Source organism: Leifsonia poae (genome assembly GCF_020009625.1).
In the GTDB taxonomy this organism is placed as follows: Bacteria; Actinomycetota; Actinomycetes; order Actinomycetales; family Microbacteriaceae; genus Leifsonia; species Leifsonia poae_A.
Genome location: NZ_JAIHLP010000002.1, coordinates 3,057,947 through 3,073,409, shown reverse-complemented (window position 1 = coordinate 3,073,409; position 15,463 = coordinate 3,057,947). Strand labels below are relative to the sequence as shown.

10 protein-coding genes and 2 pseudogenes are annotated in these 15,463 nt (G+C 68.5%); 1 reads left to right on the top strand and 11 read right to left on the bottom strand.

The features are described 5' to 3' along the window. Nucleotides 1-3: 3 nt before the first annotated feature. The 11 genes and pseudogenes from K5L49_RS15480 to K5L49_RS15430 all read right to left on the bottom strand — a co-directional run bounded on the left by K5L49_RS15480 (nt 4) and on the right by K5L49_RS15430 (nt 13,096). Nucleotides 4-642, bottom strand: a complete 639-nt coding sequence (locus K5L49_RS15480; RefSeq protein WP_223694102.1) for an alkylhydroperoxidase domain protein — start codon at nt 640-642, stop codon at nt 4-6. 1 nt (nt 643) lies between these two features. Then, the gene (locus tag K5L49_RS15475) at nt 644-1,360 is read right to left on the bottom strand and encodes a CMD domain protein (RefSeq protein ID WP_223694100.1); all 717 of its coding nucleotides are present in this window, start codon (nt 1,358-1,360) and stop codon (nt 644-646) included. Between the two features lie 48 nt (nt 1,361-1,408). Beyond that, nucleotides 1,409-2,422, bottom strand: a complete 1,014-nt coding sequence (locus K5L49_RS15470) for a putative FMN-dependent luciferase-like monooxygenase (RefSeq protein WP_223694098.1) — start codon at nt 2,420-2,422, stop codon at nt 1,409-1,411. After that, nucleotides 2,419-4,167, bottom strand: a complete 1,749-nt coding sequence (locus tag K5L49_RS15465) for a dipeptide ABC transporter ATP-binding protein (protein WP_223694096.1) — start codon at nt 4,165-4,167, stop codon at nt 2,419-2,421. Before K5L49_RS15465 ends, K5L49_RS15470 begins: the two co-directional genes overlap by 4 nt. After that, a pseudogene (locus K5L49_RS15460) lies at nt 4,164-5,026 on the bottom strand (ABC transporter permease). The gene K5L49_RS15465 and the pseudogene K5L49_RS15460 overlap by 4 nt, the downstream one beginning before the upstream one ends. Then, entirely contained in the window at nt 5,023-6,009 is a 987-nt protein-coding gene (locus K5L49_RS15455; RefSeq protein ID WP_223694094.1) for an ABC transporter permease, read from the bottom strand. Before K5L49_RS15455 ends, K5L49_RS15460 begins: the two are co-directional and overlap by 4 nt. A 75-nt stretch (nt 6,010-6,084) precedes the next feature. Next, on the bottom strand, nt 6,085-7,749 hold the full coding sequence (locus K5L49_RS15450; RefSeq protein ID WP_223694093.1) for a TIGR04028 family ABC transporter substrate-binding protein: 1,665 nt from the start codon (nt 7,747-7,749) through the stop codon (nt 6,085-6,087). A 262-nt stretch (nt 7,750-8,011) separates the two neighbouring features. After that, complete coding sequence (locus K5L49_RS15445) at nt 8,012-8,986, bottom strand: carbohydrate ABC transporter permease (RefSeq protein ID WP_374107691.1); 975 nt, start codon at nt 8,984-8,986, stop codon at nt 8,012-8,014. Then, nucleotides 8,983-9,929: pseudogene (locus K5L49_RS15440) on the bottom strand (carbohydrate ABC transporter permease). The gene K5L49_RS15445 and the pseudogene K5L49_RS15440 overlap by 4 nt, the downstream one beginning before the upstream one ends. 75 nt (nt 9,930-10,004) lie before the next feature. After that, nucleotides 10,005-11,408, bottom strand: coding sequence for an ABC transporter substrate-binding protein (locus tag K5L49_RS15435; RefSeq protein ID WP_223694091.1), 1,404 nt, complete (start codon nt 11,406-11,408; stop codon nt 10,005-10,007). A 50-nt stretch (nt 11,409-11,458) separates the two neighbouring features. After that, complete coding sequence (locus K5L49_RS15430) at nt 11,459-13,096, bottom strand: glycoside hydrolase family 13 protein (protein WP_223695313.1); 1,638 nt, start codon at nt 13,094-13,096, stop codon at nt 11,459-11,461. Between the two features lie 507 nt (nt 13,097-13,603). Between K5L49_RS15430 and K5L49_RS15425 the strand changes: the two genes are divergently transcribed. After that, on the top strand, nt 13,604-15,340 hold the full coding sequence (locus K5L49_RS15425; protein ID WP_223694089.1) for a cation:proton antiporter: 1,737 nt from the start codon (nt 13,604-13,606) through the stop codon (nt 15,338-15,340). Nucleotides 15,341-15,463: the final 123 nt, after the last annotated feature.

Genomic DNA, 15,463 nt, shown 5'->3' with positions numbered 1-15,463 from the left:
CGCCTACTCGACCGCGCCGGCGGGGGCGGCAGGCGCCTCAGGCTCGCCGAGGGAGAGCATGAGGCGGTTCGCCCAGTTGAAGAAGGCCGCGCCGTGGATGACGTCGGCGATCTCCAGGTCGCCGAGGCCGGCCGCGCGCAGACGGTCGACGTGCTCGGACGCGAACGCGATGGGGGTGGAGGCGAGCGCGACGGAGGCCGCGACGATCGCATTCCAGCGCTCACCGAGATCGGCGCCGACGCCCTCGTCGAGCAGACGCTGGACATCGTCGGTGCGCTTCGAGTGGTGCGATGCGAACCGCGAGTGCACGGATGCGCAGAACACGCATCCGTTGTACCGGCTCGTGGCTGCGGCCGACAGCTCGCGGTCGCCCCGCAGCAGCCCGGACTTGGTGTTGTAGAAGATGTCTTTGTCGGTGCGCGTGCGCGCGCCCAGGATGTCGGGGTCGCGGGCGAGCAGGAGGAAGTACGGCGATGCGGCGCGGGAGGCGTCCACCAACCCCTCGAAGTGGCGCTCGGTCAGCTCGTCGGCCGGGAACGGAGGCAGCCAGGGGACCCAGCCGAGCGCTTCCTGCGTGAACCGTTCCGGACGGTCGAGCTCCGGGTAGGCGATGATCTCGGGCAGTGTCGTCTGTTCGGTCATGTCAGCGTCCGTTCTCGGTGGTCGGGGTGGCGGCGGTCGGGGTGGCAGCGGCCGGGGTGGCGGCGGTCGGGGTGGCAGCGGCCGGGGCGATTGCGGTCGGGGCGATTGCGCTGGTCGAGAGCACCCGCAGGCCGGCGACCACGCGCGTCTGGAAGGCGAGGAACGACACCAGCTGCGACAGGGTGACGATGTCGGTTGCCGACCAGCCAGCCGCGAGCAGCGTCTCCAGCGCCCGCGAATCCGCCTCGCGGGGCCGGAACACGAGCAGGTGGGTGTGGTCGAGGGCAGCGGCAAGACGATCACCGACCACCACGCGCACCTCGGGCGCGACGGTGGCACGAAGTCCGTCGGTGCTCTCGCCGGCGAGAGCTGCCGGCGCGTAGCGCCCGAACGGACCGGTCGCCGCTGTGCGCTGTGCCTCGGCCGCCACGGTCTCGGCGAGGGCAGCGGACTCCCCCACCTCGGCGAGCGACCGCCGCAGCCCGCCATCGTAGTGGGCGACCAGCACCGCATCCCGGTGCAGAGCGGCGACGAAGGCGGCGATCGCGAAGCGTTCGACTGCGGTCACCTCGCCGGGGAAGGCGGGCTCGAACAGCGCGTCATAGCTCGACTGGGCGTTACGCCTGGTCTCCGGGCGCTGTTCGCGCAGGGCGGCGACCGCGGAATCCGGGGTCGTGCCGGTCAGCTGGTCGATGATGTCGGGCGGTGTGGCGGTCATGGGTCTCCAAGGTCGGTGTCGGACGAAGCGTGAGAAGAGGGATGATGTTCAGGCCCGTGCGGTCGCGAGCGTCAGCCCGAGCGCCGGGGCGACCTCGGCGGCGAGCAGTTCGATCGAGCGCAGGACGAACGGATGCGGCGGATCGATCGAGTGCACCTGGCAGACGATGTCGGTCGCCCGGTCGAGCGCGGTGTCGGCCGCCAGTGAGGCCGCGACCTCATCGGCCGTCCCGACGTGCACATCGAAGCCGGCGATGAGGTCGTCGAGCGTCCCATCGGCGACGGGTTGCCCGACCTGCCGGAAGTGATCGACGACCCGGCGCAGACCGCGCTCGGCGAGCCGCCGCGCCTCGGCCCGGTCGTCGCCGACGAACACCGTGCGCGATCCGACGATCCGCGGTGCGGCGCCGGGCGGCAGGGCGTCGAGGTAGGCGTCGATGATCGGGTTCTGCAGTGCGTCGAGCCGTGCGTTCGGCGCATCCTCGGTGCGCGGCTGGGTTCGCGACAGCATCAGGCCGTCGCCGGCCGCTCCGGCCCGAGTGCCACCCGAGGCGGAGAAGGTCGCCTGCCAGATGCGTTCGCCCAGCTGTGGCGCGGCGGGGTAGAGCGTGTTGTCGTCGTCGCCGAGCGGGCGGCCCGCCCAGGCGGAGCGCAGCGTCGCAAGATGGTCGGCGAACACGGCCGACCGGGCGCTGCTCTGCTGCCCGAAGGCGGAGAACGAGGAAGGGGTGCCCCCTGACCCGAGCCCGACCTCCAGCCGACCGCCCGAAAGCAGGTCGAGCACCGAGGCGTCCTCGGCGACCCGCACCGGATTCTCGAGCGGAAGCGTGATGATGCCGGTGCCGAGTCGTATGCGCGAGGTGCGCGCCGCGACGTGGGCGAGGAACACCAGCGGCGAAGGCAGGCCACCCTCGCTCTCGTGGAAGTGGTGCTGCGCAACCCACGCCGATTCGAAGCCGTGGCGCTCCGCGTGCACGATCTGCTCCGTCGCCAGCCGGTACCGCTCCCCCGGGCCGGCGTCGTCGAGAAGGCGGGAGAAGAAGCCGAGTCGGCGGGCGGTCATGCGGTGACTCCTGTCAGAGCGGATACGGAATCGGCGGTGTCGAGTTCGGGCGTGTCTGATGCGGCGGCGGTCAGCGAGCGGTCGGCATCCGCCGGATCGCTCGACACCCGCGCTGCTCTCCCCCGCGGCACGGAGGCGAGCAGCTCCCGTGTGTACTCGTGCCCGGGAGCGGTGAAGATCTGTTCGGTCGTGCCACTCTCGACGACCCGCCCGGTGCGCATCACCGAGACGGTGTCGGAGATGGCGCGCACCACGGCCAGGTCATGCGAGATGAAGAGGTAGGTCAGCCCCAGGTCGCGCTGCAAGCCGTCGAGCAGCGCGAGGATCTGCGCCTGCACCGTCACGTCGAGCGCTGAGACGGCCTCGTCGAGCACGAGCACCTCGGGTTCGACGGCGAGTGCCCGGGCGATCGCGACCCGCTGTCGCTGCCCGCCGGAGAGCTCTCGCGGTCGCCGGCCGAGGATCTCCGCCGGCAGCGCGACGCGGTCGACGAGTTCGGCAGCACGCCGGCGGCGCGCGTCCCGGTCGTCGAGGATGCCGAAGTTCCGCAGAGGCTCGGCGACGATGTCGCGCACGCTCTGCCGGGGGTCGAGCGAGGCGAATGGGTTCTGGTAGACGAGCTGGATGCGGCGCCTGAGCTCCCGCACCTGCCGCGCGCGCAGCGCCCCGACGTCCTCACCGTCGACCAGCACGGTGCCCGCGGTGGCTTCTGCCAGTCGCACGACGAGCCGCGCCGTCGTTGTCTTGCCCGACCCGGACTCCCCCACCAGGGCGTGCGTCGACCCTCGGCGCACGTCGAAGCTCACATCGTCGACCGCGCGGAACGCTGAACGGCCGTGGCCGGAAGAACCGAACTCTTTGACGAGGTTCGAGACCCGGATGGCGTACGGATCTTCGGAGGCGACGCCCCCCGCATCCCGCAGATAGAGGGGGGCGTGCGGAGTGCGGAAACCCGGCTGCGCGAGGGCGGGTGCGTTGGCGAGAAGGGTGCGCGTGTACGCGCTTTTGGGCGAGGCGAGAACGTCGGCGGTCCCGCCCTGCTCCTGCACTTCCCCGCCCTTCAGCACCACGATGCGCTGGGATCGGTCGGCGGCCACACCCAGATCATGCGTGACGAACAGCACGGCCGTGCCGAACTCCTCCCGCAGATCGTCGAGCAGATCGAGGATGCGCCGCTGCACGGTGGCGTCGAGCGCGCTGGTCGGCTCGTCGGCGATGATCAGGTCCGGCTCGAGCGCGATGGCGATCGCGATGAGCACGCGCTGCCGCATGCCGCCCGAGAGCTCGTGCGGATACTGTTTCGCGCGCCGGGCCGGATCGTCCAGCCCCACGCGCGTCAGTAGCGAGAGAACGCGGTCCCGCACCCCGGCACGGTCGCCGCCCCGGCGGTGGATGCGCAACGCCTCCCCCACCTGCGAGCCGATGGTCTTCACCGGGTCGAGTGAGCTGCCCGGATCCTGCGGCACCAGCCCGATGCGCGTGCCGCGGATGCCGCGCAGCCGGCGGTCCGACCAGCCGGCGATGTCCGTGCCGTTCAGCAGGATCCGCCCGCCGTCGATGCGCCCGTTGTCGGCGAGGAGGCCGAGAACGGCGTGTGCAGTCGTGCTCTTGCCGGAACCGGACTCGCCGACGAGGGCGACGACCTCGCCTGCCTCCACGGCCAGCGAGACGTTCTCGACGACACGCTGAGTTCCCGCGCGGGTGGCGTAGGAGACGGACAGGTCCTGGATTTCGAGCAGCGTCATCGGGTCCTCCTGCGGGTTGCGCCGCTGAGCGAGCGGCTGATGCGGTTGGCGGACAACACGATGAGCACGACCACGATGCCGGGGAACGTCGTGATCCACCAGGCCGTCGCGATGTAGTTGCGCCCTTCGGCGATGAGCAGACCCCACTCCGGCGTCGGCGGTGGGGCGCCGTACCCGAGGAATCCGAGCGTCGAGATCGCGATGATCGCGGTGCCGAACTGCAGCGCGGTCAGGGCGAGCACCGGCCCCACCGAGTTCGGCAGCACGTGCCGCAGCAGCACACCGCCGAAACGTCCGCCCGACCCGAACGCGGCCTCGACATAGTCGCTGCCCCGCACGCGAACCACTTCGGCCCGCGACAGGCGGGCGAACGAGGCGACCGAGGTGATTCCGACGGCGATCGCCGCGTTGATCGTCCCGAAGCCGAGCAGGATGATGATCGACAGCGAGAGCAGCAGGCCGGGGATGGAGAGCAGAACGTCCACGACTCGGCCGATGATCGCATCCACGGCGCCGCCGACCGAGCCGGCCACGAGGCCGAGGGCCGTTCCGAGGACGAGTCCCACCGTCACGGCGACGAACGCGCCGGCGAGCGAGTTGACCGCGCCGTAGACGATGCGCGCGTAGAGGTCGCGGCCGAGCTCATCCGTGCCGAGCCAGTGCTCCGCGCCCGGGGCAGCAGTTTGTCGCGGGGAACGCCGACAGTGCCGCTGTATCCGGTGAACAGCCACGGCACGATCGCCCAGGCGATCACCACAGCCACCAGCAGCCACGCGATGAGGAGCCCGGGCTGCACCCGCAACGAGAGAGCGCGGCGCGCGGTCGTTCCGGCGATCAGAGCGGTGTCGGCGGCGGTCATGCGGCGGCTCCTTCGGTGATGCGCGGCGCCGCCGCGACCGCTCGCACCCGACCGGAGTGCGGTGCCAGGCGGGGATCGAGAACGGGGTAGAGCAGGTCGACGATCAGGTTCACGACCACGTAGACGAGGGCCGCCAGCAACACGACCGCCTGCAGCACCGGCGTGTCCTGCCCACCGACGGCGGCCTGCGTGAGCCGCCCGATCCCGTTGCGGCCGAACACCGTCTCGGTCACGACCGCGCCGGCGATGAGCTCGCCGAAGAGCACACCGGCGATGGTGAGCGTCGGCAGCACCGCGTTCTTGGCGACGTGCCGCCAGAGCACCCAGGAGGCCGAGGCGCCCTTGGCCCGCACGACCGCCACGAAAGGCTGCGTGTTCACCTGGTCGATGCTGCGCACCAGCACCTGCGCCAGCGGCGCCGAGATCGGCACGGCCAGAGTGATCACAGGCAGGATGAGCTGTTGCACGGCGCTGCCGCCGATGACGGGCACGAGGTGCAGCCGGAACGAGAAGACCTGGATCAGCGTGATGCCGAGCCAGAAGGTCGGCACCGAGATGAACAGCGACGGCAACGACTGCAGCGCCGATCGCAGCCAGCCGAACCGCGAGAGCGTCGACAGGAACGCGACCGCCACCGCGATCACCGCGGCGAGCAGGAAACCGAGGCCCGCGAGCGCGGCCGTCGACGGGAGGTTCGCCCGCAGCAGGTCGGCGACCGGCACGCCCTGCTGGATCGAGTAGCCGAAGTTGCCGGTGACGGCGTTGCCGAGGGCGTGCAGGTACTGCACGACGACGGGCTCGTCCGCCCCGTACGAGGCGCGGATCTGGGCGAGCTGCTCGGGGCTCAGACCGAGGTCGCCGCCCTGGAACTTGATGAGCACGGCGTCACCGGGCAGCGCCTGCAGCAGCACGAAGGCCACTGTGAACGCAGCCCAGAGCACGAGGACCGCCTGACCGACCCGGCCGGCGATGTAGCGGAGCATCGTGGTTCGTCCTTTCGTGGGGTGCGGATGTGCGGGGCCCGGCCCGACGGCCGTGCCCCGCGCATCCTCGGTCGGCTAGTGCTTGGCCAGCCAGGTGTTGTAGAAGCTGGGGCGGCCGACGGCCTCGAAGCCCAGACCCTTGACGTACGGCGCACCGGCGAAGACCTGCGGCTCCTCGAAGAACGGAATGGTGAGCGCCTGATCGATCAGGTGCTTCTGCACCTCCTGGGTGTCCTTCAGTCGCTGGTCGCGATTCACCTGTGTCGTCTCCGCCTCGAGGAGGCTGTTGAGCGTGGTGTCTTCGAACGTCGCGGTGGGGCTGAGCCCGCCCTTCTGCAGCAGAGCATCACGGTTCTTCGGGTAGAACTGGCTCTTGATCACGTCCGGGTCGGCCCGACCCACTTCGGCCACCACGAGCGGGGTCTTCTGGGCGTCCGCATTGTCGGCGGTCGCGCTTCCGGCGTCACCGGCGAGCACGTCGAGTTTCACTCCCACCTTCTCCCACTGCTGGGCGACAAGCTGGAGAACCTGCTTGTTCTGCGGCTGGGGCAGCGATTCGTAGACCGTGAGCTCGAGGTTCTTTCCGTCCTTCTGCCGGATGCCGTCGCTTCCGACCTTCCAACCCGCCTCGTCGAGCAGTTGCTTGGCCTGTTTCACATCGGGCTTGAGCTCGGCGGAGAGGTCGATGAAGCCGGCGGCGCTGGCGGCGAGCACCGACTTGGCCTGCGGGTAGTTATTCGAGAAGAGCGTGTCCACGATCTCTTTCGAGTCGGTCGCTTTCAGCAGCGCCCTGCGAACGCGTACATCCGACACCAGAGGGTTGTCGGGACGGAAGGCGATGCTGTCGTTGACACCGCGGGTGGGGGCAGCATATACGGTGAAGTTCTGTGCCTCCACCTGCTTCTCGTCGTAGGCCTGCACCTGGCGGATGAGATCCGCCTGCCCCGAGAGCAGCGAACCGATCCGCACGCTGTCCTCCCCGGTCACGATGAACTTGATGCCGTCGAGGTAGGCGCGGCCCTGGTTCTTCGACGCCTCGGGACCCCACCGGTAGTCGGTGCGGGCCTTCAGGTCGACCTCTTTGCCGAGGTCTTCCTTCGCGACCACGAACGGCCCGGAGCCGACGATGTTCGTCGCGGAGCCGAGCGCGTCGAACGGTTTGGCGAGCGTGCTCAGCGAGACCAGGCCGGCTCCGATCACCGAGGTGCCCTGCAGGAAGCCCGGGCTGGGCTTCTTGAAGAAGAAGCTGACGGTGTGCGGGTCGACGACCTCACTGTGGTCGTAGTTGTTGAACACCTCGGAGACCGGCTGCTTGAGCGCCGGATTGCCGAGTCCGTAGGTGTCGTAGTTCTTCGCGACCGCGTTGGCGTCGAGCGGGGTGCCGTCGGAGAACGTGACTCCATCGCGGATCGTGAACGTGTACTTCGTGTTGTCGGCGTTGACCGTCCATTTGGTGGCGATCCACGGCTCGACCTTGAGGGTCTGCGGGTCCTGCCAGGTCAGCTTGTCGGTGATCTGGTTGAGGATGCCACCGTTGGGGTAGAACCCTCCCGACGGCGGATACAGGTTCGTGTGCGCCTGCTGCTCCAGGTAGACGAGCGTGCCGCCCGTGACCGGGGTGCCATCGCCTGAGGAGGCGGACGTGCCGGTTGCACCGGTGGCGCATCCGGCGAGGAGCGCCGTTGCGGCGAGAGCCGTCGCGGTGCCGATGACCCATCTCGTTCGTGTGATTCGTGACACTCTGCTGACCTTTCGTGCGGCTGCGCCGGAGGGCGGACAGCCGATGCTGTGTGACGCCCCGACGGGTGCAGGAGCGTTCCACGAGCATGCCGATGAGGGTCTCGGCGCGTCGACAGAGGTGTGTCACGAAGGGTCTCCGAGCGTCATCTGACGCAAAGGAGCGAGCGCGGGTTGATTCGGCGGGCCGGTTGGGGCTATGCGGAGACGAACGGGTCGCCCGGGGGCTGTGAGCCTCCACCGCTCACGGCATCCGGGCGCGACCTCAGCCTTTGACTGCGCCGCCGAGCCCGCCCCCGCGCAGGAAGGTGCGCTGGAAGATGAGGAAGATGACGACGGGGATCAGCGTGGCGATGCCGAGGGCTGCGAGATAGACGCCGAGGTCGGTGCTCGACTGGATCTGGGGCAGACGCACCGAAAGCGGCTGGATGCCGATGTCGGTCAGCACCAGGTTGGGCCAGAGGAAGTCGGCCCACGCGGCATTGATGGCGAACACCGAGACGACGCCGATGATGGGCTTCGACATCGGCAACACGATCGACCAGAACAGGCGGAAGGTGCCGGCCCCGTCGGTGCGCGCCGCTTCGAACACTTCGCGCGGGAGGTTGTCGAAGAAGCGCATCACGAGCACCACATTGAACGCGCTCGCCCCCGCCGGCAGCCAGACCGCCCAAAACGTGTTGATGAGAGAGTGCCCGATGAGCGGCGGATGCAGGATGGTCAGGTACAGCGGGACGAGCAGCACGACGGCGGGCACGAACAGGGTGGCGAGCACGAGCCCGGCCAGGAATTTCCCGTACTTCGGGCGCAGGATCGACAGCGCGAACCCGCCGGTGGTGGCGACGAGGAGTTGCACCGCCCACTCGCCGGCGGCGAGCGCGATGGTGTTGAAGAAGAAGTCGCCGATGTGCACGTCGTTCCACGCCTTGGCCACGTTGTCCCACGCGAACCCGTGCGGGAAGAGCGCCATCGGGGTCATCAGCGTGTCCTGCGTGGGCGTGACCCCTGCCTTCAGCAGCCAGAGCAGGGGGAAGAGGCCGACCAGCACCAGCAACACGAGCAGCAGGGTGTGGATCGCGCTGGTGGTGATGCGGATGCGGGGGCGACGCCAGTCGGTGGCCGACAGGATGCGGCGGTCGGCATCCGGGTCGACTTTGCGGTCGCGGCGGCGCCGGGGTGTCGTCACGGCTGAGGCGGGTTCGACCACGGGGAGTTCTTGGGCGGGGGCAGTGGTGGTCAATTGTCGCTCCATCGGGCGGTGAGTCGGAAGTAGACGATCGAGAGCACGGCGAGGAACACGGCGAGCATCAGGCTCAGCGCTGTGGCCTGCCCGTACGCGCCGCCGAGGCTGTTCGTGAACGCGTATTGGTAGATGAGCAGCAGGATCGTCGTCGTCGAGTTGGCCGGACCGCCGCCCGTGAAGAGGTAGGGCTGCAGGAACACTTGCGCGGTCGCGATGATCTGCAGGATGAACGTGATGAAGAGGATGCCGCGCAGCTGCGGCATGGTCACGTGCCAGATCTTCCCCAGATCGAGGCGCCGTCGACCTCCGCGGCGTCGTACAGTTCCGGTGAGACGCTGGTGATCGCCGCCAGGTAGATGATGACGGTGCTCCCGGCGCCGGCCCAGGTCGCCTGCAGCACGAGCGAGGGCATCGCCGTCAGCGAGTCCTGGATCCACGGCTGCGGCGGGATGCCGAACCAGCTGAGGATGGTGTTGAAGACCCCGGTCGGGCTCGCGTCGTAGAAGATCTTCCAGAGCAGCACGGACACGACCGGCGGGATGACGACGGGAAGGTACGCGAGAACGCTGAACAGCCCCCGCATCCGTCGCACCTCGCTCATGGCGACGGCGGCGATCAGGGGGATGGGGTAGCCGATGATGAGGGCGAGCAGAGCGAAGTAGCCGGTGTTCCTGACGGCGATCCAGAACACGGGGTCGTTGAAGACCGCGACGAAATTGTCCCAGCCGACGAAGACCGCCGGGGTGACGAGGTTCGTCTTCTGGAAGCTCATGACGACCGACTGCACGATCGGCGACCAGGAGAAGACTCCGAAGATGACGAGAAGGGGCAGCAGGAAGAGCAGGGTCGTCAACCCGCCGCGCTGCACCCAGGTGACGGGTGTGCGGCGACGCTTCTGACGGGGCCGGGGCGGGGCCGCGAGTTCGGGTGAGGTCGTCATGGGTGTGTCGACTTTCGGTGGGGCGGCTCCGGGCCGACGGCGGCTGTTCGCCGTCGGCCCGGAGCCGGGAGTGACTTACTTGCTGTCGGCGTCGATGAGCGCCTGGATCTTCGTGTCGACGCCCTTCAGCAGGGTGTCGACGTTTGCGTTCTTGTCGGTCAGGACAGCCTGCACGACGGCGTCGAGCGCTCCGTACAGATCCTGCGTGTGGGCCGAAGGCTCAGGAACGATCTTCTGGTCGAAGATCCCATCGGTGAACGGCTTGATGTTCGCGGCCGGGATGTTCGCGTACGGCTTGATCCAGTTCTGGTAGTTCTGCCAGGTCTCCTTGTCGAACAGCGGAAGGGTCGGGGCGTTGACCGCCTGGTTGCCTGCCTTGTTCGCCTTGGCCAGGGTGACGGCGTCGCTCTGGTTGATCTGCGGCTGCGTGCGGTAGAAGTCGATCCACTTGACGGCCGCATCCACCTGGGCCGGAGTGTCCTTCACGTTCACCACGTCGACGTTGCCGCCGGAGAGGATCCCGGCCTTGTCGTTCGAGCTGTCGACCGGGAAGGTCGTCACGCCGTACTTCGACGGGTCGAAGCCGTTGGCCTGCATGAGCGAGCCGATCACGTCGGAGCCGCTCATGTACATGCCGATCTTGCCGGAGGCGAAGCCCTGGTTGATGCCGCTCCAGTCCCAGAGGAAGTTGCTGCCCATGGAGTTGTCGTCCCACCGCAGCTTCTTCAGCCAGGCCAGCGCCTGCTTCGTCTGGTCGTTGTCGGTGTTCACGGTGACCTTGCCGTCCGATCCGACCGACTCGAGCCGGCCGCCGAGGGAGTACGTGTTGGTCGCGAGCTCCCAGCCGCCGTTGTTGCCCTTCGTCATCTGCATGTAGCCGGCGACGCCGGGCACCTTCTCAGAGATCGTCTTGGCGTCCTGCTCGATCTCGTCGAGGGTCGTCGGCGGCTTGTCGGGGTCGAGGCCGGCCTGCTTGAAGATGTCGCGGTTGTACGACAGCGACATGGCATACGGACCCCACGGGATGCCGTAGACCTTGCCGTCGTTCCCGGTCGCCACATCGAGGACGTTCTTGTTCCACTTCTTGGCGGTCGACGTCTCGTTGAACGGTTTCGTGATGTCGGCGAGCTGACCGTTGTTGGCGAGCGTCTTCGAGTCGGTGAACGGCACGTTGAAGACATCGGGGAGAGTGCCGCCGGCGAGTTCGGCCGCGAAGGTCGTTCCCGTCCACTGGTACTCGATGGCCTTCACGTTGATGTCGGGGTACTTCTTCTCGAACTGCTTGACGCGCGACGCGAGGGTCTTGAGCGCATCGGCGGTCGCGCCGGGCAGCACCGGGGCGACGACGAGGTTGACCTTCCCGTTGTCGGTGCTGGAGCCGCTGTCGGAGCAGCCGCTCAGCATCGCGACGCCGGCTGCGGTCACCAGCCCGATCGCGAGGGCTTTGCTGCGTACCCCTCGGGGTTTGAAGGACTTCATTGTCGGTTCCTTTCGGTTTGTGATGGTGCAGTGGTGCGTCTTGCGATACCTCAGACGCGGTTCTCCGGCGACTCGCGCTGTGTGCGGAGCCACGCCGTGGAGTCGGGGGGAAGCAGGCCGTCGCGCAACGGCGAACTGCTCAGGAGCACGCCGTCGTGGGCGGGCAGCGCGATGGCGGCGGCGGAGAGGTTCGTCACGCTCGTGAACCGCTCGCCGCGGGCGAAGACGAGGACGCCAGGGTGGCTGGGAAGCCAGGCGAACGGCCCGTCGCCGAGCGCGGCCTCCTCGCGACGCAGACGCAGCGCCTGGGTGTAGAGCCACAGCATCGAGCTCGGGTCGCTGCGCTGCGCCTCCACCGTGAGCGATGCCCAGGAGGCAGGCTGCGGCAGCCACGGCTGCTGCTGCGCTGTCGCGGGGCTGAAGCCGAACGGCGGCCGGATTCCGTTCCAGGGCAGCGGCACCCGGCAGCCGTCGCGGCCGGGGTCCACGCCGCCCGACCGGAAGTGCATCGGGTCTTCCAACCGGTCGGCGGGGAGATCCTCCACCTCCTGCAGTCCGAGCTCGTCGCCCTGGTAGAGGTAGAGCGAACCGGGGAGCGCGGCGGTGAGCAGCGCGGCCGCCCGAGCCCGGCGGGTGCCGAGCGCCAGATCGGTGGGAGTGCCGACCCGCTTCTTCACGAAGGCGAAGGACGAATCCGAGCGGCCGAACCGGGTGACCGGCCGGGTGACATCGTGGTTGGAGAGCAGCCAGGTCGAGGGGGCGTGCACCGGGGCGTGCGCGGCGAGCGTCGAATCGATCGAGTCGCGCAGTTCGGCCGCATCCCACGGGCGGGCGAGGAAGTCGAAGTTGAACGCGGTGTGCAGCTCGTCGGGCCGCAGATACTTGGCGAAACGCTCGATGTCGGGCAGCCAGATCTCGCCGACGAGCACCCGCGTGCCCTCATACGAGTCGGCGATGGCGCGCCAGCCGCGGTAGATGTCGTGGAGCTCGTCCCGGTCGGTGTTGGGGTGCTCGCCCGCGGCGGGATGCTCGGGGACCTCGGGCAGGTCCGAATCCTTCACGAGCAGCGCGGCCGAGTCGATGCGCACTCCGGCGACGCCGCGGTCGAACCAGAACCGCAGGATGTCTTCGTGCTCGCGACGCACATCCGGGTGGTTCCAGTTCAGGTCGGGCTGTTCGGGCGTGAACAGGTGCAGGTACCACTCCCCCGGTGTTCCGTCGGGGTTGGTCGTGCGCGTCCAGGTGTCTCCGGAGAAGTTGGACACCCAATTGTTCGGCATCTCGTCGCCGTTCGGTCCACCGCCCGGCCGGAACCAGAATCGTTCGCGTTCCGGGGAGCCGGGCCCCGCCCGCAGGGCCGCCTGGAACCATTCGTGCTGGTCGGAGACGTGGTTGGGCACCACATCGACGATGGTGCGGATGCCGAGCGCCAGCGCCTCCGCGATCAGTGCTTCTGCCTCCGCGAGGGTGCCGAAGGCGGGGTCGATCGTTCGGTAGTCGGCCACGTCGTAACCGCCGTCGGCCAGCGGGGACAGGTACCACGGCGTGAACCAGATCGCGTCGACGCCGAGATCTTTGAGGTAGCCGAGGTGCGCCCGCACGCCGGCGAGGTCGCCGATGCCGTCGCCGTTCGCATCCGCGAAGCTGCGCGGGTAGATCTGGTAGATCACTGCGCTCCGCCACCACAACGGGTCGCCGGCCGCCGGGGTCGGAGGGGTGTGGGAGGGGCGATCGGTCGTCGCTGCGAGCCGGTCGGCCACGATGGGCTGGTCCACGCGGAGCCTTTCTTGCAGAATCGCGCCGCGGGCGGCGACGATGCCGGGTGTCTTTCGGATCAGAGTGCTTGTTGGAGGCAAATGTACGGTTTTCGACAGAATGACGCAAGAACTAAATAATACGCAAGCGATTTGCTCACGCTTGCGTGCGCTTGCGCGGACAGGGCCCTGTGAACCCTCTCAGAGAGCAGTGAGGCGCCGAGCGCGGGGGCAGCCCGGAGCTCGCGGCCGAGCCGCATCCGGACGCCTGGCCGGTCACTGCCCGGCGGGCGCGGGTGACACGACCGGCATCGGAACACTCACCCGGCCGCGCAACTTCTTGCGTAATCACGCAAGACCTTGCAGGATTCGATGCCGAAAGCCCGGAAACAAGCCGACATCGCGGCAATTCCGGGCCGATATTCTCGATAACCTGGAGAGATGGAGCTCGGTGTATATGCGGTTCTCGGCATAGCCGTGATCGTCGCGGTCGCCTACTTCTCCAAGCGCTTGGGGGTCGCAGCCCCGATCATCCTCGTGATCGTCGGCGTCGGAATCTCCTACCTCCCCGGCGTCCCCGAGGTCGAGGTGCCGCACGAATGGATTCTCGACGGGCTCCTGCCGCCGATCCTCTACGCGGCGGCGATCAGCGTTCCCGTCGGCGACTTCCGCCGCAACTTCCGCACCATCACGAGCCTCTCCGTCGTGCTCGTCATCGTCACCGCCTTCGGAACCGGCTTCCTGCTCTTCACCTTGCTGCCCGACCTCAACCTCGCCGCCGCCATCGCGCTCGGCGCCATCATCAGCCCTCCGGATGCGGTCGCCGCCACCTCGGTGGGCCGTCGCCTCGGCTTGCCCCCGCGGCTGCTCACCGTGCTCGAGGGCGAAGGTCTGGTGAACGACGCCACCGCCCTGGTGCTGCTGCGTTCCGCCACAGCAGCGGCGGCCAGCGGGCTGCTGAGCCCGTGGGAGACGGTCTGGGACTTCTTCTTCGCCGTCATCGTCGCCGTCGCGGTCGGACTCGTGGCCGGGTTCGTCACCGTGTTCGTGCGCTCCAAACTCAACGATCCGGTGCTCGACACCGCGATTTCGATCGCCGTGCCATTCATCGCCTTCATGCCGACCGAGGCGCTCGGCGCATCCGGTGTTCTGGCCGTCGTGGTGGCCGGCCTCTACACCGGGCACGCCAGTTCGACGGCGTTCTCGGCGCAGGCCCGGATCAGCGACCGCATCAATTGGCGCACCATCCAGTTCTTGCTCGAGAACAGCGTCTTCCTGCTGATCGGGCTGGAGATCCGCACGCTGATCGAGCATGTGAACGAAGACTCGGGAATCCTCGACCTCGGAACGACCGTCGCGCTCGGACTGCTCGCAACACTCGCCCTCGTCGTGCTGCGGTTCCTCTGGATGGGCCCGCTCGTGCTCGGGCTCAGGCTGCGAGCGCAGCACGCGGAGAAGACCACCCTGCGACAATGGCTGGCCCTGCAGTACTTCTCGCAGACCCCCAAACGCTGGCGCTGGCAGGCGAAACGCTGGCAACGCGCGGAACGCGCGTACGATCGGCGGCGGTTCGACCTGGAGCAGATGCGCCGGGAGGAGATCGATTGGCGCGGCGGCGTCGTGCTCAGCTGGTCGGGTATGCGCGGCGTCGTCACTCTCGCCGCGGCCCAATCCCTGCCCGAGAGCAGCACACCGTACCGTTCGCAGCTCATCCTCATCGCCTTCATCGTGGCGGTGGTCACCCTCGTGGTGCAGGGTGGCACGCTGCCCGCCCTCATCCGCCTGCTCGGCATCCAGGGCATCGACACCTCGGAGGACCGCCGCGAGCTCGCCACCCTGCTGGACGAGATCAGCTTCGCGGGCCTGACCGTGCTCGAAGACCCTGAAGAGGTGATCGGCGCGACCGAAAGGGTCGACCCCGACGTGATCGAACGGGTGCGGCAATCGTCGTTCCTGCGCGCCGAGTCGGCCTGGGAGCGCTCGCGCGAGGCCGACTCCGCCGCGGAGACGCCGCACCGGGTGTACCGCCAATTGCGGCTGGCGGTCGTCGATGCCGAACGCGAGAAGCTCCTCGACGCGCGCCGCCGCGGCGCATACCCCTCGCGCATCCTCTCCCAGGCCCAGGCCATGCTCGACGCCGAAGAGACCCGCCTGCGCCCGCCCCGCGGCGACCACTGACCCCGACTCCCCGCCCCCTCAACGGAGGTGACGGTTGACGGGAGCGACGAGGACGGTTACTGTCGGAGCACGCAAACTAGTTTGCGTGAACGGAAGCAACGGCCTGACCGCCTCCATGGAAAT